A 24,226-nucleotide genomic window follows, 5' to 3' on the forward strand; every position below is an offset into this window, starting at 1 on the left:
CGACCCGCATCCGCGGCAGCATCCGCAACGTCAGCAAGCCGGCCAGCGTCAGCGGCGACATCGGCCACACGCCCCGCATCCGCCGCGACATTCGCCACCCGACCGGCGTCCGACACAGCGCCGGCCTTCGCGAGCATCTTCGCTTCACCAACACCGATGAACATCGAGCCGATGTTCCACGTCACCTTGCCCAGTGCCGCCGCCGGATCCGTCTTCCACATATCCCACGCCAGGAAGTCCTTCCCAACTTCCTTCCACGTGTTCCCAAGCGTGCCAAGCGACCAGTTGCCGTCCTGGTCAAACCCAACAAGACCACCCATGCCCCGCCAGGTGTTCTTCATGGTCTCCCACGACCAGCCGTTCTCGTCAATGCCCACGAGCGCACCGAGACCCTTGATGTCTTCCCAGATGCCGTCAACAAGAAGACCCTTGAAGAAGCCACCGATGGCGTTGCCGGCGTTCTTCAGACCATTCCCGATCGAGTTTGCGCAGCCTTCATTGCCATTGCCCGGCTGGCTCGCGTCCTCCTGGTCACCGGCCTGACGGTCAAGATCCGTATTGACGATCTCGAGTACGCCGCCGAGCTCGCTCAACTGACTCGGAAGAACCGTCCCCCAATTCGCCCGGTACAGCATCGCGTCCGGACCAAGCCACCGAACACCAGCGATCTCCGACCCCACCGTCGCAGCACTGGAGTCGAGGAGCCCCGCGGCCACACCAAACTCACCACCAACAGCACGAAGCTCGTCCGGGTGAGCACCAAACATTCCCGTCGCCATGTTCTGCATCCCCCTCAATCAACGACTCAAGCCGACCTCACATCGGTACCTGAGGAAGCCTAAGGACTCCCCCGAGAAAACTCATTGGGGAGAAGTCCCCATCCAGCGGAGCGTGGTCCCCGATGACCGGGGAATTCTCCCCAATGGCGCGTCGAGCGTGGCGTCGCACCTACCGACGGACGGCGTTGTCACCCCTCGTGACCGCTCCCCGGCTGGCTCGCGTCCTCCTGGTCACCGGCCTGACGGTCGAACTCCAGATGTCGCACCAAACTCACCACCGATGACGCGGAGTTCATCGGAGTTAGCGCCAAACATTCCAGTAGCCATGTTGCCCGCAGTCGCACCCTGATGTCTTCGACGATGGGCAGGCAGAGAGGAATTGCCAGGGAGCAGAAGTCCCCACGACCCAGGCGGGGACTTCTCCCCATCCAGGTGAACGAGAACGTCGCTTGAACGTTGCCTGAAGTCGCTACGATGCGCGCACAAGTGCCACACCGACCATGCAGGAGGACAGCCAATGAGTGACGAATCGCGAGCCAAGTCACTCGTGGATCCTCTGCTCAGCCCGCTCGTTGACCGCGTCGGCGAGGGTTACGTCGTCACTGAGAGCACGCGCAAGGTGCTTTATCTCGACCGCTCGCGTCGGCACCTGCTCGGCCAGTGCCTGCAGAAGAAGCAGCGCTGCATCCTCGTCACCGGCGAGCACACGGCCCTCACTCGCGCCTACCTCGAAGCGATGAACATGGCCGGCGCTCAGTGGGTCGTGCGTTCACGCCACGGCCTGCGCGATGCGCTCACCGGCCGCCGCCTTCACCGCGTCTCCGAAGTGCTCGAGGCGCCCGAAGCGCTCGAGCTCGCTGACGAGCACGCCCGCGAAACCGGCTTCGAATCCACCATCCTCGAACTCCACATTTCGCTGCGTCAGCGCAATGTCGAAACCGCCGACTACGGCGCCTCGATCGAAGTCATCGCCGAAGAACTCCTCGACGAACCCGAGCTCTCGTGGGGTTCGAACGAGCCCGCCATGGTGCCGTGGGATGGCGAAGAACTCGCCAACTGGACGCGTGGCCGCCTCGTCACCGTGCCGCACATCATCGCGAACGCCGTCGGTCAGGATGGCCGCCGCCTGAACGCCACGATGCAGGTGCGCCCCACCCAGCAGGGCTCCGAGGAGATCCTCTCGATCGCGGTCGACCTTGGCCCGACGGATGGCCCGGAGACCGCCGAGCGCCTCGAGTCCGCGCCCGACATCCTCGGCCTCGTTGCCGAAGAGACGACGCCGCTCATGGCCACCGCGCACGCCCGATATGGCCGCGCCGACCTGCTCAAGGGCTCGACGCTCGAGATGCCGCTCGTGCCGATGGCCCTCATGATTGGTGCGCCCGGTGTTTCGAGCTTCCAGATCGACTCGAGCCGCCTCGTCGAAGACTTCGACGCCTTCACCGTGGGCGAACCGCGCATGCCGGGCCTCGTCATCGGCCTTGGTTCGACGATCGACCCGGCGAACTTCCAGGAGCTTCGCGAAGCGATGGCAGAGCTTGGCCCCGAGAAGATCGCCGCCGAGTTTGGCGACGACTTCCTCGACTCGCTCCTCGGCCCCGGCTGGAGTGACTCGCTCGAGAAGGAAGCCAAGCAGCGCCGTGAAGAAGCAACAGCCGAGGGCAAGGCTGAGGGCGACGCGGCGGACGCATCCGGCGAGGATGCCGCAGCTGAAACGGCCGACGAGGTCGAAGCGAGCATCTTCAACGAAGTCGTCGAACAGCACGCCAGCGAAGGCCACGCGCTCCGCGAATCCGCACAGACCGAGATCGAAGAGTCGACCCTTCCCCCGCCCGAAGAAGGCTGGGAAGAGTTCAAGGCTGCGCACCGCGACGAGGAAGGACAGGCCTAATGCCTCGCGAACTGTCGATCGTCTCCCGCAAGCCCATCGGCCTCGACGAGCTCATCCGCCTCATCGACAACGCCCAGCGCCCGCTCGGTGTGCAGGGCATTGACGCTGGCATCTCGGCCGCCGTCCTCACGCCCGAAGGCGGAATCGTCTGCACGGTGAGTGCGCCGGTGCGCATCCTCGCACCCGCCGAATTCGACCGCATCCTCCCGGGTGAAGAGCTCGACGAAAGCCGCGACTTCTTCTTCCACAGCGCCACGACCCCCGTCCAGTCGGATGGCCTCGGGCACGAACTCGTCGAGCGTCTCGCCGACATGGTCGACGGCCGCGTCATCACGACGCCGCGCGCGCAGCTCGACGACGGCCAGTAGCGCCGACGCTCCGACCTACACTGGTGGGCATGTCTCGCACACTCCGCATCGCGTCCGTCAACGTCAACGGCATCCGTGCCGCCTACCGCAAGGGCATGGGCGAGTGGCTCGAGGGCCGCGGAGTGGACATCCTCGCGATCCAGGAAGTGCGGGCGAGCCGTGACGACCTCGTGAAGCTCCTCGGTGACGAGTGGACGGTCGTGAACCACGAAGCCCTCGCGAAGGGGCGCGCCGGTGTCGCGATCGCCTCCAAGCTCCCGATCGTCGAACACCGACACGAATTTGGTCCGGACGACTTCGACTCCTCCGGCCGCTGGATTGAAGCCGACTTCGACATCGACGGGACGCCGCTCACCGTCGTGTCCGTGTACGTCAACTCCGGCGAAGTCGACACCCCACGCCAGGAAGAAAAGTGGCGCTTCCTCGAGGCCATGACCGAGCGCCTCCCCCAGCTCGCAGGCGACGACGCCCGCGTGCTCGTCACCGGCGACTTCAACGTCGGCCACACGAAGCTCGACATCAAGAACTGGAAGGGCAACGTGAAGCGCGCCGGCTTCCTGCCCCGCGAACGCGCCTACCTCGACCGATTCTTCGGCGCCCTCGGCGAAGAGATCACCGGCGCCGACGAGACGATCGGCACCGGCCACGGCTGGATCGACGTCGGACGCGTCGCCGCTGGCGAGATCGACGGCCCGTACACCTGGTGGTCGCAGCGCGGCAAGGCCTTCGACAACGACACCGGCTGGCGCATCGACTACCACATGGCCACCCCGGCACTCGCGGCTGGAGCCAGCGGCTATACGATCGACCGCGCCGCAAGCTACGACACCCGCTGGTCCGACCACGCCCCCGTCATCGTCGACTACACGATCTAGAGGAACCAACCACCATGACCAAGCCCCTCCTCTTCTCGGGCATGCAGCCCTCCTCGGACTCGCTCCACCTCGGCAACTATGTCGGCGCCCTCACCAACTGGGTGAAGATGCAGGACGAGTTCCAGGCGATCTACTGCGTCGTCAACCAGCACGCCATCACGACCCCCTTCGACCCGGCCGACCTCGCCACCCGCACCCGCGCCACCGCCGCGCAATACATTGCCGCCGGCATCAACCCGGAGAAGTCGATCCTCTTCGTCCAGTCGCAGGTCCCCGCCCACGCAGAACTCGGCTGGCTCATGCAGTGCATCACCGGCTTCGGTGAGGCAAGCCGCATGACCCAGTTCAAGGACAAGGCGCAGCGCCACGGCACCGAGGGCACGAACGTCGGCCTCTTCACGTACCCGATGCTCATGGCCGCCGACATCCTCCTCTACAACGCAGCCGCCGTGCCGGTCGGCGAAGACCAGCGTCAGCATCTCGAGCTCACGCGCGACCTCGCAAACCGCTTCAACTCGCGCTTCGGTGACACCTTCCGCGTCCCGGAGGGCTTCATCCCGAAGGAGTCGGCGAAGGTGTACGACCTGCAGGACCCGAGCTCGAAGATGTCGAAGTCAGCGGAGTCGGACGCGGGCCTTCTGCGCATCATGGATGACGCCAAGGTGACGAAGAAGAAGATCATGCGCGCGGTGACCGACGCCGGCGCCGAGATCCGCTTCGACCGAGAAGCAAAGCCCGGCGTCTCGAACCTCCTCACGATTTACTCGGTGCTCTCCGGTCAGACCATCGCCTCGCTCGAGACCGAGTTCGCCGGACGCGGCTACGGCGACCTCAAGAAGAGCCTCGCAGAGGTCGTGGAGGCAACCTTCACGCCCATCCGCGAACGCACGAACGAGCTCCTCGCTGACCCGGCCGAGCTCGACCGAATCCTCGACCGTGGCGCCGAGCGTGCGGGCGAGATCGCGGAGGCGACGCTGGCGACGGTGTACGAACGGATCGGCTTCCCGCGCCCGCTTGGCCGCTAACGCTTCGCCGAGCGACGGCTCTTCCGTCAGTCCGACGAACGCTGGCTCAGCCTGACCAACGCTGTGGGGAATGCCCGTTGAGCGTTCGAGGGATCTGGTGTGCGTGCAGAAGTGCAGGAGATTTGCTCGCCGCTCGACCTGGCCTGCCCGATCTTCCGCGGAATTCCGGGCTTCGCGCTGATCTCCACTCCCCCGCCGCGGAAAATCCACTGCACTTGTGCACGCCCCGAGCGCCCTACGCCGCGACGCCTCACCATGGATACGCCCGCCATCCCTGGCAGTTCCGCGCGAGCCACCCCGGATCGCACCGCTCGAGCACGGCTCTCACTGCTTGAGCGACCTCCTCGGCGCGCTCCCAGAGCATCTCGTACGTGAAGCGCAGCGTCGCATGGCCGAGCCGCGCGAGCCGGAACTCCCGTTCGTAGTCACGCGCGACGTCGAGGTGGAACTCCCGCCCGTCCGCTTCAACCACGATCGGCCCAACGAGCCCGTCCACGCGAGTTCCCGCCCCGAGCCACTGTTGCGGCAGCATGTCGATTCCGTCCCGCCGAAGCACGCACCGCATCGCGCTCTCGAGCCCAGACTCCGCGCGCGGATCCACCCACTCGAGAATGCGGTGGTACTTCTCGGGCAGCGCGACGACGAGTTCCTCCCACTCGCTCAGGCTCAGCCGTCCGCTGTGGAGCGCGCTGTCGCACGCGGCCACCGCGTCGACGAACGGCAGGCACTGCACCGCTTGCCAAAGCGCGTTCCGGAGCCCCACCCCGTACTCCTCCACCTCGTCCGGGAACGGTAGCTGCGCCCAGTGCGAGATCTGGCCGGCTCTGCGGCGCTTGCACTGCAAGTGCAGGCACCGGTCGTCGCGAGTCCAGACGCCGTACGCCGCGAGCGCGGTGGCGCACGCGAGTCGTGAGCCCGTTGAGGCTGCTGCGGCAAGTACCGGGTGCGTGTCGGGGCTCGCGTAGATTCCCCGCTTGAGGCGTTTCAGGTCACCGCGGGAGAGCGCTGCTGCGATGTCGCGCCAGTTCATGCCAGCTTCCCGGAGTTCCTCGCGGGTGAAGATCTGGCCGAGGTAGCCGCCTCGACGTGCAAGCCAATCGTGTGGTGTGGTCATGAGTCCCCCTTTGCTCGGGAGCGAGCTTCGGGGAAAGCGGGGGCGGCCACTCGATCGGCGGCCAGTTCCTGTGGAATCGCGCGTTTCCACAGGCCGGGTGCGGGAACGACGCGTGCACGACTGCAGTGAAATTACCGTCAGGGCCGGCTCGGGCCCGGCGCGATCCGCATGACCACGGGCCCGGCGCCCCCGGCCCGCGGAGAATCCACTGCACTTGTGCACGCGCCCGCCACCTCACGATCACCCAAGCCGGATAGATTGGAAGAATGAGCACCGCCCTCGTCATCCTGCCGACGTACAACGAGCGTGAAAACCTCGACATGATCGTGCGCCGCGTTCTCTCGGCCGATCCGCGCATCGAGGTCCTCATCGTCGACGACGCCAGCCCTGACGGCACGGGCGAACTCGCCGACGAGCTCGCCGCCCGCGAGCCGCGCGTGAGCGTCATGCACCGCGCGGGCAAGCTCGGCCTCGGCAGCGCCTACCTCGCTGGCTTCGCTCACGCGATCGCCGAAGGCTACGACTACGCCTTCGAGTTCGATGCCGACGGCTCGCACCCGGCCGACCGTCTCCCCGCATGCCTCGATGTGCTCGACAACGGCGCGGACCTCGTCATCGGCACCCGTTGGATGCCGGGTGGCCGCACCGAGAACTGGCCGATCCACCGCCAGCTCCTGAGCCGCGGCGCCTCCATCTACGCCCGCGTGCTCCTGCGCAGCAGGCTTCGCGACCTCACCGCAGGGTTCCGTGGCTACCGCGCGGCGGCCCTCGCCGAGACAAAGCTCGACCGCGTCCGCTCGGCCGGCTACTGCTTCCAGATCGAGACGGCGTGGATGTTTGAGCGCCGCGGATACGACGTGGTCGAGATCCCGATCACCTTCGTCGAACGCGAACTCGGCTCCTCGAAGATGTCGAAGGCAATCGTGATCGAAGCGGTCTGGCGCGTGTTCTTCTGGGGCCTCGGTTCGCGCCTCGCCGACGTGAGCCGCGCAGCTGGGGCGGTCCGCCGATGAGCGGCACCGCAACAGCGCGTATCGCGTTCGAGACTTCGACGCACGTCCCCACGACCCACGGCCTCCTCGACGTCCGTGCCTACACCGACACCGTGACACGCGATTTGCACCTCGCGCTCTGCTCCGGCGAGCTCGGCCCCGATTCGCTCGTCCGGCTCCACTCCGAGTGCCTCACGGGTGAGGCCCTCGGCAGCCTCAAATGTGAGTGTGGCCCGCAGCTTGACACCGCACTCGACCTCATCGGCAAGCACGGCGGCGTCGTCCTGTACCTGCGCGGTCACGAAGGTCGCGGCATCGGTCTGCTCAACAAGCTCAAGGCGTACGCACTGCAGGAGCAGGGCATGGACACGGTGGACGCGAATCTCGCGCTTGGTCTGCCCGCGGATGCGCGGGAGTACGTCGCGGCGGCCGAAATCCTGCAGGACCTCGGCATCCCGAGCGTGCGCCTACTCACAAACAACCCGGCGAAGGCGGAGGCGCTCGAGCGGCACGGCGTCACGGTCACTGAGCGTGTCCCGCTCGAGGTTGGCATCGATGTCTCGAACGCTGCTTACCTCCGCACGAAGGCCGCCCGTATGGGGCACATGTTCTCGGAGCAGTTCCTCGACGACGGGGACACCATCGCGCACCAGAACGACCCGGTTTAGCGCCCGACACGCTTCATCGATAGGCTCGGAGCATGGAAATCCTGTGGTCTCTGCTCACGATTCTTCACTTCATCGGCCTCGCCTCGCTCCTCGGGAGCTTCCTCGTGCAGATGAAGGACATTTCTCGTGGTCAGGGCAAGATCCTTCCCGGCATGTTCCATGGTGCGCTCACGATGCTCGTGACGGCGCTCGGTTTCTTCGCGGTCGGGATGGCGGCTGACTACGAGCTCAACCACATGAAGCTCGGCATCAAGTTCCTCATCCTGCTCATCATCACGGCACTCGTGATCGTCTTCCGCAAGAAGGAGACCGCACCGAAGTGGACACTCTTCGCGATCGGTGGGCTCACGCTCGCGAACGTCATCATCGCGGTCGCCTGGCATTCCTAGGCCAGCAGAACTTCACGCAACGGCGGGGCTTAGGCCTCGCCGTTGTGGCGTTTGAGGAGGGCTTCGAAGGCCGTCGGACCGGATGCGATGCTCGTGTTCGAGCGGAGTTTGCGATGCTGCTGCCGATCTTCGTCGCGCTGCACAAAACCGTCGACGCCGACGGGTTCGGCGACGAGGAGCGCCGCGAATTGGCTCGCGCCGCGCTGGATGCGGGAAGCAAGCTCTCGGCCAGCTTCGCCACCGCCAAAGTCCTCGGTCGCGGCGAAGATCGCGGTCGGGACGGTCACGGCGCGCAGGTATGAGAAGAGTGGCCGCATGGCGTGCTCGATCATGAGCGAGTGGCGCGGGGTGCCCGCGGTCGCCCCCAGCAGGACGGGGGTGTCGGCGATCGACTTCGGGTCGATCACGTCGAAGAACGACTTGAACAGACCGCTGTAGCTACCCGAGAACACGGGCGAGACGGCGATGATGCCGTCGGCGGAAGCGATGAGGTCCTTCGCCCGTGTGAGCGCTGGCGTCGGCAGCCCGCCGGTGGCGAAGGCCTGGGCGATCTCACCGGCAAGCTCCCGCAGTTCGAGGTGGTGGACGTCGAGGGCTTCACCGCGCGCAGTGACGGCCGCATCGGTCGCGTTCGCCATCTGTTCGGCGAGTCGGCGGGTGGAAGACGGCGTCCCGAGCCCTGCGGAGACAACCACGATCATTCGCGTCACGGTGAAGTTCCTCTCGTTTCGGCAGGCTAGGCGCCGTGGCCGGGCAGTTCGATGCGGACGCGTTCAAGGCGTTCCGCCTCGGCAGCTGCGGCCGCACGCTCGGCGCGTTCTTCGGCAGCGCGGGCTGGTTCCACGAAGTGAATCGGGGCATCCGGGCCCTCTGCGACCATGCTCGCATGCGTGGGCGGGTCGCTGGGAACGTGGGCTGGACGTCGCGCCTCGAACTCGCGTCGCAGCACCGGCACGACCTCACGTCCAAGGATATCGATCTGCTCCAGCACGATCTCGAGCGGAAGCCCCGCATGGTCCACGAGGAAAAGCTGTCGCTGGTAGTCGCCCGCGTAGTCGGCGAAGCTGAGGGTGCGTTCGATGACCTGTTCGGGGGTGCCGACGGTGAGCGGGGTCGTGCTCGTGAACTCTTCGAGCGACGGCCCGTGGCCGTAGACGGGCGCGTTGTCGAAGAAGGGGCGGAAGATGCGCTTCGCCTCCGCCTCGGTTTCTGCCATGAACACCTGGCCACCGAGGCCGACGATCGCCTGCTCTGCCGCGCCGTGGCCGAAGTGCTCGAATCGTTCGCGGTAGAGCCGCACCATCTGCTGGGTGTGCTCCTTGTTCCAGAAGATGTTGTTGTGGAAGAAGCCGTCCGCGTAGTAGGCGGCCTGTTCGGCGATTTCCGGGGTGCGGATGGAGCCGTGCCACACGAACGGGGGGACGTCATCGAGCGGGGCGGGGGTCGAGGTGTAGCCGTGGAGCGGGGTGCGGAATTCGCCCTCCCAGTTGACGATCTCTTCGCGCCAGAGCTTGCGGAGCAGGTGGTAGTGCTCGATCGCGAGGGAGACGCCCTTGCGGATGTCGTAGCCGAACCACGGGTAAACGGGGCCGGTATTGCCGCGGCCGAGCATGAGGTCGTTGCGGCCGCCGGAGAGGTGCTGCAGCATCGCGTAGTCTTCGGCGATCTTCACGGGGTCGTTCGTCGTGATGAGCGTCGTCGAAGTGGAGAGGATGATGCGATCGGTCTGGGCAGCGAGAAAGCCGAGCATCGTCGTCGGGCTTGAGGGCACGAAGGGCGGGTTGTGGTGCTCGCCGGTCGCGAAGACGTCCAGCCCGACTTCTTCGGCCTTGCGTGCGATCTGCATGATCGCCATGAGCCGCTCGTGCTCGCTCGGGGTCTTCCCAGTGGTGGGGTCGCGGGTGACGTCACCGACCGACATGATGCCGAACTGCATGGTTCCTCCTTGGGTGCCGGTGGGGAGTCCGGCTCGCTCACGAGCCCGTTCTATGCGAACTCATAGACTTCAACGCCGCTGTCGGTGAGGTATTCCCACCTGCTCGCTGGCGTGTCGGCCTCGACCAGCATCCGCCACAACCCTTGGGACGGCACCGATCGTACGCGGCGCTCCCCCAAATCGGCCGATGGGCGCCGCGGCGTGTGTGCACAACTGCAGTGGATTTGCCGTGCCGGTTCGCGCGGGCCCGCGGCTGCAGGCCGTGGTGCCCCGGAATACCGGGCTTCGCGAGCCTCGGCCGCGAGCCCCGCCCCACGGGCTGAGCGAAATCCACTGCACTTGTGCACGCCACCACACGGACCCCAATTCCGCTCGCGGCGGCGACGGCGTACCCTCGTAGCTCGAGTCTCACGCAGGTGAAGGAGCGGCATGGCCAAGGACACGACGACGCGGACGGCACAACGCAGTGCCCGCACCCTCGGCTTCCGCAGGCGCGCCGCCAAGGCCGCCCCGGCCACGCCTCGCGCCACCTTCCGTCAGCTCCTCGCCCACCTCTTCGCGAACCCCGGCATGATGGCCGCCATCATTGCGATCTCGGTCGTGTTCGCCGGGTTCGAGCTCGCGCAGCCGCTCCTCGTGAACCTCCTCATCACGAACGTCGAGCACGGCGAGGTTCCGCAGTGGATCATCTGGACGCTGCTCGCGGTCGTGCTCATCGGCTCGCTCATCCAGGGTCTTCAGCACTACCTCCTGCAGCGCACGGGCGAGTCGATCGTGCTGCGCACGCGCCGCCGCCTCATCGCGAAACTGCTCCGGCTTCCTATTTCCGAGTTCGATGCCCGGCGCACCGGCGACCTCGTCTCACGTGTCGGCGCCGACACGACGCTCTTGCGCGCGGTCCTCACGCAGGGCCTCATCGAAGCGGCCGGCGGCTCGCTCACCTTCCTCGGTGCTGCCATCGCGATGCTCATCCTTGACCCGGTGCTGCTGCTCGTCACGGTCGCGGTCATTGGCAGTTCAATGGTGCTCGTCGGAGTCCTCGCGCTGCGGGTACGCACCGCAAGCGCCGCAGCTCAGGCGCAGCTCGGCACGCTGACGAGCGCGGTCGAGCGCGCGGTCACCTCCGTGCGCACGATTCGCGCGGCGGGCGCGGTGGAACGTGAAGAGGCAGTCATTTCGCGGGAGGCGCGCACCGCGTACGAGCGCGGCCTCGACGTTGCTTCCGCCTCCGCGTTCATCGTGCCCGTATCGGGATTCGCGGTGCAGGCGGCGCTCATCGGCGTGCTCGGCGTGGGTGGTGTCCGCGTCGCGGCGGGTCTCCTCTCGATTGCCGATCTCATCACCTTCATGATGTTCCTCTTCATGATGATCATGCCGCTCGGCCTGTTCTTCGGCGCCGTCACGGCCGTCAGCACGGCGCTTGGCGCGCTCGGCCGCATCGAGGAGATGCTCGCGCTGCCCACCGAGGACGAACTCGACGCCGCAAACACCACGGCCCCAAAGATCACGCTCCGCGGACCCGCAAACACGGATGCGGCACCTTTCTCGGCGACGATCGCCTTCGACGGCGTCTCCTTCCGCTACCCGACGAGCGTCGTGAACGCGCAGCGCGCACGCGAGGCTGCGATCGAGCGCCTCGATTCCCTCCAGCGCACAATGGGCAGCGGCCGCCCGGGCGCCGCCGCACCGACCCTCGACGAAACCCTCTTCCGGGCGGATGCCGGACTCGAGGTGGAGGCCCCGCTTGTCCTCGACCAGGTCACCTTCTCGGTGCCGCGCGGCACGCGCACCGCCCTTGTTGGCCCCTCCGGCGCCGGCAAGTCGACGACGCTCGCACTCATCGAGCGCTTCTACGACCCGACGGCTGGCGCGATCACGCTCGGCGGGGTCGATCTCACGCGCATCGACCGCTCCGAGCTGCGCACGCACATCGGCTACGTCGAGCAGGATGCGCCGGTGCTCGCGGGCACGCTCCGCGACAACCTCCTGCTCGGCAAGCGCGAAGCGACCGACGACGAGTGCGAGGCGGTACTCCGTGAGGTGAATCTCGCGCGGGTGCTCGACCGCTCCCGCGAAGGCCTCGACGCGCAAGTCGGCGAGGCGGGAGTCATGCTTTCGGGCGGTGAGCGTCAGCGTCTCGCGATCGCACGCACCCTGCTCGCCGCTCCCCCGATTCTGCTGCTTGACGAATCCACGTCGGCACTCGACGGAGAGAACGAGGCGCTCATGCGGGATGCCCTTGACCGCGTCGCTGAGGGTCGCACCGTCATCGTCATCGCGCATCGTCTGTCGACCGTCGTGGATGCCGACCAGATTGTCGTCATGGACGGTGGCCGCGTTGTTGGGCGTGGACGTCACAGCGAACTCGTGACGACGACACCGCTGTATCGGCGCCTCGCCGAGCACCAGTTGCTCGTCCCGGGGCGGTCACTCCGCCAGTAGCCGCCCGTACGTTATGCGGCAGCAAGTTCCGCGAGCGTCGTCACGGTGATGCCGTGCGTTTGCAGCGCCGTGAGCGCCGCGTCCCGCGTCGCGTCGGCAACCGCCGAGGTGAGGTCGTGGATGACGGTCACCTGAAGCCCCGCGCGACAGGCGTCGAGCGCTGTCGCCTTCACGCAGTAGTCGGTGGCGATCCCCACCACATCCACCTCGTCCACTCCTACGTCGGCGAGCACCGCCTGGAGCGTCTCGCCGTCGGAGGTGGCTCCTTCGAATCCTGAGTAGGCGGGCTCCCCCATCCCCTTCACCACGTGGATGTCGATGTGCCGGGTCTCAAGCGACTCGTGATATTCAGCACCCGGCGTGCCCGCGACACAGTGAACAGGCCAGGTGTCGACGAAGTTCGGCTCGGTCCCCTCGGCCGCGAAGTGGCCGCCGTTGTCACCGTCAGCGTCGTGCCAGTCGCGTGTGGCGACCACGAGGTCGTAGCGGTCGCCGTCCTCGTTAAGGTGCCGGGTGATGGCTGCTGCGACGGCTGCGCCGCCGTCGGTCGCCAATGCACCGCCCTCAGTAAAGTCGTTCTGGACGTCAACGATGATGAGTGCGCGGGTCATGGTCCCTCCGGATCGGCGCGGTGCTCTACTCGGACGCTACCAGCCGGCGAGGTCCTCACCGCAGTTGTAGGTGGCCGCAGTGATAGCGTCGAGCGCGTCTTGGTTGGTTTTCGAAGTCGGATCGCCCACGACGAAATACGCAAAGGTGATCTCCGTCCCCTGGTCGCCGTGAAGATACCCGGCCAGGCCGAGCACCTGGTTGAGGGTGCCGGTCTTCGCTCGGATCGAACCAATCGGCAGGTTCGTCATCCGTTTGTCGAGTGTGCCGGCACCACCGTTCGCGGGAAGCGCGTCAAGGATCGGCTGCTGGTGGCCGATGCCGGAGGTGATGACCTGCAAGAGCTCGACGACAAGGCGCGGGCGAAGGCGCGTGTTGCCGCTGAGTCCAGAACCATCCGTGATCGTCATGTCTTCGACGTCCAGCCCGAGGTCTTTGAGCGACTGCTTGATCGCCGGGTGGATGGCGGTGAAGGTGTTGCCGGTACCTCGCTTGATCGCGGTGAGGCGCGCGAGTGATTCGGCAAGCGTGTTGTCGGAGTCGCGGAGCATGTAGCCGACGAGTGCCGACACGGGTTCCGAAAGCACCTCACCAAGCTGCGTCGCCCCCTCAGGGGGCTTACCGTCCTTCACTTCGGTGACGGGGACGCCGAGTCTCTCGGCAAACGCTTCACCTGCTGCAATCGACGGTTTCTCACTGCGGGGCGAATGCTTGACCTTCGGATCCTTTCGGTCACCGTTGACCTGCAGTGCGGTGACGGGGCTGATGTAGCCGTTCGTGCGGTCGTCCTGGTGCCAGTTCTCGTTCCAATCCCCGTCAAAGAGGCTGTCATCGATCAGGATTCGTGAGATCTTCACGTCCTTCAGGGCGGGGTCCTTGCTGCGGGCGGTCTTCACCTGCTCGGCGAGGTCGCTGAGGAACGCGGTCGCACCGGAGTAGTAGCTCGGGATGCCGGGGGCAAGGGAGGACAGGGTTGGGTCGCCGCCGCCGACGAGCACCACTTCGCTCGGGTCGGCGCCCTGATACACGCGGGTGGGGATGCGATGGTCGGGGCCGAGCGTCGCGAGTGCGGCGGATGCGGTGAGCAGCTTCATCACGCTCGCGGGCGCGTTGGCCTGCTCGCCACGGTCATCGACAAGGACCTGGCCGGTGGCGGTGTCGACCGCGTAGCCGTGGAACTCGAGCGCCTCCGCCTTGTGCGAGAGCGCCTCGATCGAACAGGTGCGGTAGCCGTCAGCGCTTGCGGGGTTGTTCGGGGTGTCGGAGACGAGGGCGTGGGTCTTCGTGATGGGTGCCTGCTGGGCACGGTCTGCCGCGGTGACGACAGCTCCTGCGGCTCCTCCGCCGAGGAACCCGAGCGCGGCGAGCGCGAGCGCTGCGGCCCCGCCTGCGGCTTTCCTCCACACGGGGACGCGTCGGGCTTCGTCGCGACGCTGCTGCTTTCGACGTTCGGCTTCTCGCGCGGCCTGCTTCGCTTCGGAGCTGTACCCCTGCGTGCTCGCGCGTTCGCGGTCCTGCTTGCGAACGCGGCGGAGGGGGTTGAACACGTGCTGCTCCAAAGGATCGGTGAGGCGCTCGCATCTTAGGCGTTCGAAGTGACTGACGGGCGGCCTCTAGGCTCAGTGCATGCGCCTTTGGTCACTGCATCCTGCCCACCTCGACGGGAAGGGCCTAGTTGCGTTGTGGCGTGAGGGGCTTCTCGCGCAGGCGGTGATCCTTGAGCGCACGACGGGGTACCGGAATCATCCGCAGCTCGAGCGATTTCGTGCGTGCCCGAAGCCGCACGCCGCGATCGTGAGCTACTTGCTCGCGGTGCACGACGAGGCCACTGCTCGTGGCTATCGATTCGACCGAAGCCGCATCGAACGTGGTACCGACGTGCTTCTGGGTAGCGACGCTGTGTCAGCGGCCTCCGAATCGTTCAACACTGCCCACCGCCGGAATTGCCCGGACGACGCGACGATTCCGCCGATTGAGGTGACGCGTGGGCAGCTCGACTACGAGGCGCAACATTTGCGCGCGAAGCTCATGACGCGTTCACCCGGCGATCTCTCGCGGCTCGACGGTGTACCGATTCGTGCGCACCCGCTCTTCGTCGTCGTGCCTGGAGCAGTCGCCGCCTGGGAACGGGTGAGCTAGCACCCAGGCCCCAGGCGACCGGCGACGCAGACTCTGCGGACTCCCGCTCGGGCGGATCCGTGACGCCGCGTGCACAACTGCAGGAGATTTCCGCGCACGCTCGAAGGCAGCCCCGCTCACCCCGCACCCGGTGACGCGACGCGGCGCGTGCACAACTGCAGTGAATGCGCCATCCGCCTCCCGTGAGATGCCACCGCTTTCCGCAGAACGCCGGGGCTCGTGATGGCCACTGCCCCGCACGCGATCTCGCCGGTACTGCAGTTGTGCACGGCTCTCGAACGGAAGCCCCGCACGGATGCTGACGCGCGTGCCGACGAGATGCACTGCAGTTGTGCACGCAGCGGCGCGCGAGGACAAGCCGCGCCGGGTGCTGCACCGACGCGGCAGCAGAACAGGCCGCGCACGACGACGGAGGCGGTGGTGGGGCGGGCATTGCCCGCCCCACCACCGCCTCCGTGTCACATCCTCACCGGTTCGGCGAGGCGAAACGCGCGCGCGAGAAGGACTACTCGGAGGCTCCCGAGCGGCGTCGACGCACCAGGAGCAGCGTCAGGCCAAGCCCGAGCGCGAGCAGCGCTCCGGCGAGTGGCAGCGCGTTGAAGACGCCACCCGTCGAGATGAGCCCGTCGAAGAACCCGTCACCTGCCTCGTGGATCGTGAGCGTGAAGGAGCGGGTAATCACCGTCCCATCCTCGAGGGTCACCGTCACGGTCACCGGGAAGGTCCCCAGCTGCGTGGGTGTGCCTTCGATGACACCCGTTTCTGGGTTGTACTCGAGCCCACCAGGCAGGCCGCTCACATCGGTCGTACTGCCACCGGGAAGCGGTCCCACCGGGATCGGCGTGATCGGTTCACCGATCGTGCCGTCGGTGTCCGGGATACTCGGGAGCTCGGTCGTCGGCTCAGCAGGGTTCGTCACCGTGATGACGAAGGTCTCCGAGGAGGTGTTGCCCGCCGGGTCGGTGACGGTCACCGTCACGAGGTAGTCCCCGGGCGTCGTCGGTGTGCCCGTGATCGTGCCCGTAGCCGGGTCGAACGTGGTCCCGTTGGGAAGACCGGTCACCTCGATGGTGGCGTTCGGGTCGTCAACCTTCACCGTGACCGTCGTGATCGGCTGGCCAGCGACGACCTTCTGGTCGCTGATCGGGGTGATCGTCGGCGCGTCGTCATCATTCACGGTGATGACGAACACTTCGCTCGAGCTGTTGCCTGCTGCATCAGTCACGGTCACCGTCACCGGGTAGCTTCCCGGCACCGTCGGGGTGCCCGAGATCGTGCCCGTGGTCGGATCGAAGGTGACGCCGTCGGGCAGACCCGTCACGACGATAGTCGCGGCAGGGTCATCGACGGTGATCTTGACCGGCGTGATCGGCGTGCCAGTCGTGGTCGTCTGGTCTGCGATCGGGTCGATCACCGGCGCGGTTTGGTCGAACACGGTGATGACGAAGGTCTCCGTCGTCGGGTTCCCCGCTTCATCCGTCACCGTCACCGTCACCGGGTAGGTGCCCGGGATGGTGGGGATGCCGGTGATGACGCCGGTTGCCGGGTCGAAGGTGACCCCGTCTGGGAGGCCGTTGACGATCGGCGTGACGGGCGCGTCGGTTACGACCGTGATCGGTTCGATTGCCTGACCTGCAGGAACCTTCTGGTCAAGGATCGCACCGATGGTCGGCGGGGTGACGTCGAGCACGGTGATCGTGGTGGTCACGGTGGTCGTGTGGCCGCTCGCGTCGGTTGCCGTCACGGTGACGGGGTACGTACCGGGCGTCATCGGGGTGCCGATGATGCCGCCAGCAGCCGGGTCATACACGGTGCCTTCAGGAAGGCCCGTCACCTCGATGGTCGCGGTGGGGTCATCCACGGTCACCGGGATGGTCGGCATCGCCTTGTCCTCTGGAACGGTGACGGCAGGGATCGGGTCAAGGACCGGAGCCGCATCGTCAAGCACCGTGATCGTGAAGTGCACGCGGGAGGTGTTCCCAGCAGCATCCGTCGCGATCACCGTGATCTGGTAGGAGCCGGGCGTCGTGGGGGTTCCCGTGATGAGGTGCGTCAGCGGGTCGAAGCTCACGCCATCCGGGAGCCCAAGCACCGTGTAGATGGCGAGCGGGTCATCGCTCGACACCGTGACCGGCGCGATGGCGTTCCCGACGACAACCGTCTGGTCGGTGATCGGCGCGAGCTTCGGGGCTCCTGCGTCGTCCACCGTGATCGTGAAGGTGATCGAAGACATGTTGCCTGCAGAGTCGGTTGCCGTCACCGTAACCGGGTAGGTGCCGCTCGTGGTGGGGGTTCCGGCGATGAGGCCGGTGGCCGGGTCGAAGGTGACCCCATTGGGGAGACCGTCGACGACGACCGTGGCACTCGGATCGTCCGTCACGACGTTGATCGGCGTGATCGCCGAGCCGACGATCCCGTGCTGGTCATCAATCGGCGTGATGACGGGCGCGGTGGCGTCAGTGACGGTGATCGTGAAGTACTCGGTGCTTGAATTTCCAACAGCATCCACGACGACGACCGTGACCGTCGTCGGGTAGCTGCCCGGCGTGGTCGGTACGCCGACAATCGCGTGGCTGTTCGGGTCATAGACGAGCCCCTCGGGAAGGCCCGTGACGATGACCGCTGCGTTCGGGTCGGACACGGTGACCGGGATCGGCGTGATCGCCTGGTCTTCTGGAACCGACACGTCCGCGATCGGCTGGATCGTGGGCGCGAGCTGGCTGATGACGTGGATGACGAAGGGCTCCGTGCTCACATTGCCCTCTGCATCGGTCGCTGTCACGCTCACCGGGTAGTCGCCGACTGCGGTCGGCGTGCCAGTGATCGTTCCGGTCGCCGGGTCGAACGTCGCACCGGCGGGGAGACCGTTCACCGTGATGGTCGCGTTCGGGTCGTCCGTCTGCACCTGGATTGGGGCGAGTGCGGTTCCGAGCGGAACCACGACATCGTCAATCGGGGTAATGGCGGGCGCGTTGGGGTCGTTCACCGTGATGATGAACGTCTCGGTGGAGGTGTTTCCTGCCGGGTCGGTTGCGGTCACGGTCACGGAGTAGCTGCCGACGGTGGTCGGGGTGCCTGAGATCGTGCCGGTGGTCGGGTCGTAGTTCACACCGGTAGGGAGTCCATCGACGGTCACGGTCGCGGTCGGGTCATTTTGGACGACCGTGACGGGCGTCATGGGCGACCCAGCGTTGACGGCCTGGTCGTCGATCGGGGTGATGGCCGGTGCACTCGGGTCGGTCACGGTGAAGACGAAGGATTCGCTCACCGTGTTGCCGCTCGGGTCGGTCACGACGATGACGACGGGGAAGGTGCCGATGACGGTCGGGGTGCCGACGATCGTGCCGGTGGCCGGGTCATAGACGAGACCGTCTGGGAGGCCGTTCACCTGGACGCCCGCGCTGGGGTCGTTGACGACGACCGGGATCGCGGTGATAGCCGATCCTGCCGGAGCCGTTTGGTCAGCGATCGCTTCGATCGTCGGTGCGGTGGTGTCGAGCACCGTGATGGTGAATGTCTCACTGGAGGTGTTCGCTCCCGCACCGGTCGCGATGACGGTCACCGGGTAGCTTCCCGGTGTCGTCGGGCTGCCCGAGATCGTGCCACTGGCAGCGTCGAAGGTCACGCCATCCGGCAGGCCAACCACCGTGTACTGCGCGGCCGGGTCGTCACTGGTGACGGTAACGGAGGCGATTGGTGTGCCCTCATTCACGGTCTGGTCGCTGATCGGCGCGATGACGGGCGGCGTTTTGTCGGTCACGGTGATGACGATTGCTTCGTAGGCGGTGTTGCCCTGCTGGTCGGTGACACTCACTGTGACCGGGTAGGTGCCCGGTGTGGTCGGCGTCCCGATGATTTGCCGGGTTGCAGCGTCGACGAGAAGACCGTCAGGCAGACCCGTCACGCTCACGGTTGCGGTCGCGTCATCGGTCACGATCTGGATCGGCAGGATGGCAATGTCTTCCGGAACCGTGAGGTCGTTGATCGGCGCGAGTTGCGGAGCGGTCGCGTCGTTCACGGTGATCGTGAAGGTCTCGCTCGTGGTGTTGCCTGCCGCGTCACGCGCAGTGACCGTGACCGGATAGGCGCCTGACGTGGTCGGCGTCCCGGAGATGACACCCGTTGCTGGGTCGAAGGTGACACCTGCCGGGAGACCGTCAACGGTCACGACCGCGTTCGGGTCGTCGACCTTCACGGTGACGGGAGTGATCGCCTGGCCCTGGTTGAGGGTCTGGTCGTCGATCGGGGTGATCGTCGGCGCATTCTCGTCGGTGATCGTCATGATGAAGGTTTCGCTTGATGCGTTCCCTGCAGCATCCACCGCGGTGACGGTGACGACGTAACTTCCCGGTGTGGTCGGGGTGCCCGAGATCACGCCGGTGGCGGGGTCGAAGGTGACACCTGCCGGGAGGCCGTTCACCTGAATCGTCGCGTCAGGTTCGTTCACCGTCACCGGGATGGGTGCGATGGCGGTACCTGCCGGAGCGGTCATGTCGTCGATTGGCGTGATCGCGGGAGCGTTCGCGTCGATGACGGTGATGGTGAAGGTCTCCACAACCGTGTTGCCCGCGGCATCCCGAACGCTCACGCTCACCGGGTAGCTTCCGGGGATGGTGGGGCTGCCAGCGATGATGCCGGTGACCGGGTTGTACGTCACACCATCCGGAAGGCCAGTAACAGTCGTTTCGAGCGTCGGGCTGTCCGGGTCGCTTGCGACGACCTGGATGGGGGCAATGGCGCTGCCCGCGTTGACGTTCTGGTCAGTGATCGGCTCGATCACCGGCGGGGTGCTGTCGAACACGTTGATCGTGAAGGTCACGAGCGTTGTGTTGCCGGCAGGGTCGATGGCGAGCAACTGCATGGGGTAGTTGCCCGGCACGGTCGGCGTGCCGCTGTAGGTGCCGGTGGCCGGGTCGAAGGTGATGCCAGCGGGCGGGGCGGACGTCACCCAGCTCACGTTCGGGTCATTCGAAACGGCCGTGATCGGGGTGATCGGGGTGCCGCTCGGGACGGACACGTCGGCGATGGGCTGCACCGTCGGAGCGGTCGTGTCGAGGACGGTGATCGTGAAGTCCTGCTTTGAGGTGTTCCCGGCGGCATCCGTTGACGTCACCGTGACGACGTACTCGCCCAGTGTCGTCGGGGTGCCGCTGATCGTGCTCGTCGCGGGGTCGTAGCTGAGTCCATCCGGCAGGCCCGTAAGGGTCGTGGTTGCACTCGGATCGTCGACGGTGACGGCGATGGGGACGATGGGCTCGTCTTCCGGGACTCGACGGTCGGCGATGAGCTCGATCACAGGCGGCACCGTGTCGGTGACCGTGATGATGAAGGTTTCCGTGCTCGGGTTGCCCGCTGCGTCGTTAGCGATGACCGTGACGGGGTAGCTTCCGGGTGTGGTCGGGGTGCCCGAGATCGTGCCGGTCGTCGGGTCGAAGGTGACGCCGTCGGGGAGGCCGGTGACGGCGATGGTCGCGTTCGGGTCGTCCGTCGTGACCGTGATCGGCGTCATCGGGCTGCCGCCGGGAGTGGTGACGTCATTGATCGGCGTGATGGCCGGAGGCGTGACGTCCACGACGGTGATCGTGAAGGTGGTGCTCGTGGTGTTGCCCGCCGGGTCGGTCGAGGTGACCGTCACCGGATAGGTGCCGGGTGTGGTCGGGGTGCCGGTGATGTCACCGGTCGCTGGGTCGAAGGTGACGCCTGCGGGCAGACCGGTGACGGTGGTCGTGGCCGTCGGGTCGTCCGTGGTGACCGTGATCGGTGTCATCGGGTTGCCCACGGGGGTCGTCACGTCCGCGATCGGCGCGATATAGGGAGCAGTCTCGTCCGCGACGGTGATCGTGATATCGCGGGTGGCGGTGTTGCCAGCCGCATCCGTCGCGGTGATCGTCACGGTGTACACGCCCGGAGTGGTCGGTGTGCCCGAGATTTCGCTGTTGGCGAGGTCGTAGCTGAGCCCATCGGGAAGTCCGGTGAAGGTGAGCTGCGCACCCGGGTCATCGACGGTCACACTGATCGGTGTGATCGCGGTGCCAGCGACGCCGCTGCCGTTGTTCGCCGTGATGACCGGGGCGGTGGTGTCCGTCACGGTGAGGATGACGGTGCCGTTCGTCACGGTACCGTTCTTGTTCCGTGTCGTGTAGTCGATCTGGTAGACGCCCGGCTCGGTGGGAGTGCCGGTGATCTCGCCGGTGGCGTCGTTGAAGGTGAGGCCCGTGGGCAGCGTCGTCACCGTCGTTGTTGCAGCCGGGTCGGTCTCGATCGAGATCGGGGTGATAGCGACATCCTCAGGGACGGTCACATCCTGCGTGGCCGCAGTGTTGATCGGCGTGACCTCGTAGGTGATCGTGGTCGTGGACGTGTTCCCGGAGGGGTCGACTGCGGTGAAGACGACCGGGTAGCTGCCGACCGTGGTCGGCGTGCCGGTGAGAAGGTTCGTTGCCGGGTCGAAGGTGACGCCCGCGGGAAGTCCGCTCACGGTGATGGTAGCCGTCGGGTCGTCGATCGTAACGAGGTACGGCGTCATCTCGTAACCGACCGGGTTCGTAATGTCGGTCATGACACCGAAGGCCGGCAAAATGTTGTCGTACACCTCGATGGTAAACGTGGTCGTTGAGGTGTTGCCCTTCGCGTCCGTTGCAGTGACAGTGACCGTCGACGTGCCGAGGTTGTTCGGGACGCCGGTGATCTCGCCGGTCGCCGGGTTAAAGGTGAGCCCCGCTGGAAGACCGGTCACCGAGTAACTGGCGGCCGGGTCGTCACTCGTGACGGGGATGGGCGTGATGGCGGTGCCGACCGGCGTGCGGACATTCGAAATCGGCGTGATCGCAGGCGGAGTCTTGTCGGCAGGGTTGATCGTCACTGGCACGATGTCGTGCGCTTGGACGGTTGAGCCGTCGGCACGCGTCACTGTGTACGTGATGTCGACGTTGAAGGTGCCGGCTGTCGTCGGGGTGCCGGTGATGAGGCCGGTTGCCGGGTCGAAGCTGAGTCCCGCTGGGAGACCAGAGTTCACCTTGAGGCCGGAGAACACGGCGCCCGCCGGAAGACCAGTCGGGATGACGTTGCCGAGGTAGCTGTCGCCAACGGTTCCGCCTGGAAGCGGCGTATCGGTGATCATAATGTCCCCAGTGAGCGGAATCGTGCTCACCGAGCCGTCGGCCGCAGTAATCGTAGCGGTCACCGTCACGGGCACTGTGCCAGCAACGGTCGGCGTACCCGTGATCTTGCCCGTCGCCGGGTCGAGCTTGAGGCCAGCAGGCAGCGTGCTCGACGTGTAGTTCACGCGTGCACCGCTCGGCGGCGTGACGGAGAACTGAGCGCCAGCGTAGGGTTCACCAACTGACCCGGCCGGGGTCACAATCTTGGACGGGAGCGCGATAAAGGAGTCAGCGCTCATGCGCGTGCCAGATGGGTTATAGAGTGTCGCGGTATACGTCGTTGGGGCGGTCAGGCCGTCAGGCACGGTGAAGTTGCAACTGGACAGCGTGCCCGTACTGGTCGTGCTGAGGTTCAGGCAGTCCTTCACCACGTTGCCTGCCGGGTCCGTCCACAGGATCTTGAATCCGCTCATGTTTGGCGGAAGGCCAACAGTGGAGGTCGGTGCCGTGTTGCCGTTGATCGCTGGCTTCGTCGTGGTGTTGTAGTTCAGAACGTCAAACTTCGGGTCGCCGGGGAGGAGCGCAAACTTCACGTTGCTCGCACCGCCGATCACACCGCCGTTCGTTTGGTACGCGGCGAGCTGGGATGACGGGGAGGCCCAGTTGTTGTTGTCCCACGGCCCATAGACAATGGTCCCGTTGGGAGCGTCAATGCGGACGTTCATGAACGTCTTATTGACGTCTGCCGGAGCCGCTTTCCAGGTCATGTCGAATTCGCCGTTGGCGTTCGTGTAGCTGTAGATGGTTTCCGCAATCCACGCGGTCGGGTTCGCAGCAACCTGAGCCTGGATATAAGTCTGAAGCTGCTCTTCGGTCCATCCCGGATGCAGACTCTTCCACTGGTTGATGAGGTTGATCGCGCCGTTGGTGAGGTAGGAGGCAGTGACCTTCACGCCGGCTGCGGGCTTGTCGCCGAGTGCCGGGTCATAGTTCGCGCCAACGGTCGCGCCCCAGGTGTGTGCCCAGTCCCAGAACACGGCACCGGAAACATTGCCGGGGTCGATGGCGGAAGCGCCGCTCGTCCCTGAGCGGTCGACCTGGAGCGCGTCAGGAAGTTCCTGCGAGGCGAGCGGGATTTCACGGAGGGTGATATTCCAGTTCTCGACGTAGTGTCCCGCCATGTTCCAGGCGTTGGCGTCGCGTTTGGTGGAAGTGCCGAGCACGTACTGCGATTCACCGAAGGAAATCTCGTACTTGGTACTGTCCGGGTTGTCGATCCACACGCGGAGCTGCTCGGCCGGGCCGGCTGCGAAGGTGTGGAGCGTGCCTGCAGCGTCGCGGTAGTCATCGAGTTCGATCACGAAGGAGCCGGTCGCGCCATTGATCGTGCGGGTGACGTCGTAGTAAGTCGGGCTCACCGCGCCGTCTTCATCCACCCAGTAGGCGTACACCTTAGCGCCGTTGATGGGGGTGTCGAGCGGGTTGATGACCGTCACGAGACCTTGCTGGTCTTGATAGACGCTTCCGGCGACGGTGTGGATCGCTCCCGGCGCCGTGCCGGGCGAGTAGATCGCGGTATCGGCGTCTGCCGCGCGTGCAGGCGCAAGCAGAGTCGGGCTCATGATGAGGGGGATTACGAGCGCTGCCAGGAGGAGGAGCGCGAGACGACGAAGATACCGAACTGCTGGCATGCGACTGCTTTCCTTCGTACGGGGCTGGGTCGGCCTGATCCGAAGTATTACATCAGCGGCCATGGATGCCGCTTAAATTACAGGCTAATGCGAAACGCTCCGACACGCGAGAGATTTTCACGAAGATCGATTGGTGAGGTGGAACCGTCTCGTCGTGGGTAGTTGGAACGAGATAACAAGCCCTCAACTCGCCGTGAGCTTTGGGCGT

15 protein-coding genes and 1 pseudogene are annotated in these 24,226 nt (G+C 66.0%); 9 read left to right on the plus strand and 7 right to left on the minus strand.

The window, feature by feature from the left end:
- Positions 1 to 779, minus strand: a pseudogene (locus ZAL01S_RS08375) (hypothetical protein); the annotation flags it as partial.
- A 517-nt stretch (positions 780 to 1,296) separates the two neighbouring features.
- Here ZAL01S_RS08375 and ZAL01S_RS08380 point away from each other — a divergent pair.
- Genes ZAL01S_RS08380 through trpS form a run of 4 tightly spaced genes read left to right on the plus strand, consistent with a single transcriptional unit; the run spans position 1,297 to position 4,938 of the window.
- Positions 1,297 to 2,670 carry a DUF6177 family protein gene (locus ZAL01S_RS08380; RefSeq protein ID WP_066082183.1) on the plus strand — a complete coding sequence of 458 codons (1,374 nt, stop codon included), beginning with the start codon at positions 1,297 to 1,299 and terminating at the stop codon, positions 2,668 to 2,670.
- Positions 2,670 to 3,038 carry a hypothetical protein gene (locus tag ZAL01S_RS08385; protein ID WP_066082185.1) on the plus strand — a complete coding sequence of 123 codons (369 nt, stop codon included), beginning with the start codon at positions 2,670 to 2,672 and terminating at the stop codon, positions 3,036 to 3,038. Before ZAL01S_RS08380 ends, ZAL01S_RS08385 begins: the two co-directional genes overlap by 1 nt.
- Positions 3,039 to 3,067: 29 nt before the next feature.
- Positions 3,068 to 3,913, plus strand: a complete 846-nt coding sequence (locus tag ZAL01S_RS08390; protein ID WP_066082187.1) for an exodeoxyribonuclease III — start codon at positions 3,068 to 3,070, stop codon at positions 3,911 to 3,913.
- Between the two features lie 14 nt (positions 3,914 to 3,927).
- Entirely contained in the window at positions 3,928 to 4,938 is a 1,011-nt protein-coding gene (trpS, locus tag ZAL01S_RS08395; RefSeq protein WP_066082189.1) for a tryptophan--tRNA ligase, read from the plus strand.
- A gap of 250 nt (positions 4,939 to 5,188) precedes the next feature.
- Here the strand turns inward: trpS and ZAL01S_RS08400 are convergent, their stop codons facing one another.
- Positions 5,189 to 6,052 carry a type IV toxin-antitoxin system AbiEi family antitoxin domain-containing protein gene (locus tag ZAL01S_RS08400; protein ID WP_110467157.1) on the minus strand — a complete coding sequence of 288 codons (864 nt, stop codon included), beginning with the start codon at positions 6,050 to 6,052 and terminating at the stop codon, positions 5,189 to 5,191.
- 266 nt (positions 6,053 to 6,318) lie between these two features.
- On the opposite strand from ZAL01S_RS08400, the gene ZAL01S_RS08405 reads away from it, so the two are divergent.
- From ZAL01S_RS08405 to ZAL01S_RS08415, 3 genes are read left to right on the plus strand one after another with little or no spacing between them, the layout of a single operon-like run.
- A complete protein-coding gene (locus ZAL01S_RS08405; protein ID WP_066082193.1) occupies positions 6,319 to 7,065 on the plus strand; it encodes a polyprenol monophosphomannose synthase in 747 nt (248 codons plus the stop codon).
- Positions 7,062 to 7,712, plus strand: coding sequence for a GTP cyclohydrolase II (gene ribA / locus ZAL01S_RS08410; protein ID WP_066082195.1), 651 nt, complete (start codon positions 7,062 to 7,064; stop codon positions 7,710 to 7,712). Before ZAL01S_RS08405 ends, ribA begins: the two co-directional genes overlap by 4 nt.
- A gap of 32 nt (positions 7,713 to 7,744) precedes the next feature.
- Positions 7,745 to 8,101 carry a hypothetical protein gene (locus tag ZAL01S_RS08415; RefSeq protein WP_066082197.1) on the plus strand — a complete coding sequence of 119 codons (357 nt, stop codon included), beginning with the start codon at positions 7,745 to 7,747 and terminating at the stop codon, positions 8,099 to 8,101.
- Between the two features lie 29 nt (positions 8,102 to 8,130).
- Here the strand turns inward: ZAL01S_RS08415 and ZAL01S_RS08420 are convergent, their stop codons facing one another.
- Together ZAL01S_RS08420 and ZAL01S_RS08425 are read right to left on the minus strand one after the other, a co-directional pair.
- Complete coding sequence (locus ZAL01S_RS08420; protein ID WP_241179829.1) at positions 8,131 to 8,802, minus strand: FMN reductase; 672 nt, start codon at positions 8,800 to 8,802, stop codon at positions 8,131 to 8,133.
- Between the two features lie 35 nt (positions 8,803 to 8,837).
- Entirely contained in the window at positions 8,838 to 10,037 is a 1,200-nt protein-coding gene (locus ZAL01S_RS08425) for an LLM class flavin-dependent oxidoreductase (protein ID WP_066082201.1), read from the minus strand.
- 429 nt (positions 10,038 to 10,466) lie between these two features.
- Here ZAL01S_RS08425 and ZAL01S_RS08430 point away from each other — a divergent pair, with 429 nt between their 5' ends.
- Positions 10,467 to 12,479, plus strand: coding sequence for an ABC transporter ATP-binding protein (locus ZAL01S_RS08430; protein WP_066082203.1), 2,013 nt, complete (start codon positions 10,467 to 10,469; stop codon positions 12,477 to 12,479).
- A gap of 11 nt (positions 12,480 to 12,490) precedes the next feature.
- On the opposite strand, the gene ZAL01S_RS08435 is transcribed toward ZAL01S_RS08430, so the two are convergent.
- Together ZAL01S_RS08435 and ZAL01S_RS08440 are read right to left on the minus strand one after the other, a co-directional pair.
- Positions 12,491 to 13,090 carry an isochorismatase family protein gene (locus ZAL01S_RS08435; RefSeq protein WP_066082205.1) on the minus strand — a complete coding sequence of 200 codons (600 nt, stop codon included), beginning with the start codon at positions 13,088 to 13,090 and terminating at the stop codon, positions 12,491 to 12,493.
- A gap of 36 nt (positions 13,091 to 13,126) precedes the next feature.
- Entirely contained in the window at positions 13,127 to 14,635 is a 1,509-nt protein-coding gene (locus tag ZAL01S_RS08440) for a D-alanyl-D-alanine carboxypeptidase/D-alanyl-D-alanine-endopeptidase (protein WP_066082207.1), read from the minus strand.
- Between the two features lie 79 nt (positions 14,636 to 14,714).
- Here ZAL01S_RS08440 and ZAL01S_RS08445 point away from each other — a divergent pair, with 79 nt between their 5' ends.
- Positions 14,715 to 15,227, plus strand: a complete 513-nt coding sequence (locus ZAL01S_RS08445; protein WP_066082209.1) for a pyrimidine dimer DNA glycosylase/endonuclease V — start codon at positions 14,715 to 14,717, stop codon at positions 15,225 to 15,227.
- Between the two features lie 505 nt (positions 15,228 to 15,732).
- Here ZAL01S_RS08445 and ZAL01S_RS10135 read toward each other — a convergent pair.
- On the minus strand, positions 15,733 to 24,018 hold the full coding sequence (locus ZAL01S_RS10135) for a putative Ig domain-containing protein (RefSeq protein WP_066082211.1): 8,286 nt from the start codon (positions 24,016 to 24,018) through the stop codon (positions 15,733 to 15,735).
- Positions 24,019 to 24,226: the final 208 nt, after the last annotated feature.

It is taken from the genome of [Zimmermannella] alba NBRC 15616, assembly GCF_001570905.1.
Taxonomy (GTDB): Bacteria; Actinomycetota; Actinomycetes; order Actinomycetales; family Microbacteriaceae; genus Pseudoclavibacter; species Pseudoclavibacter albus.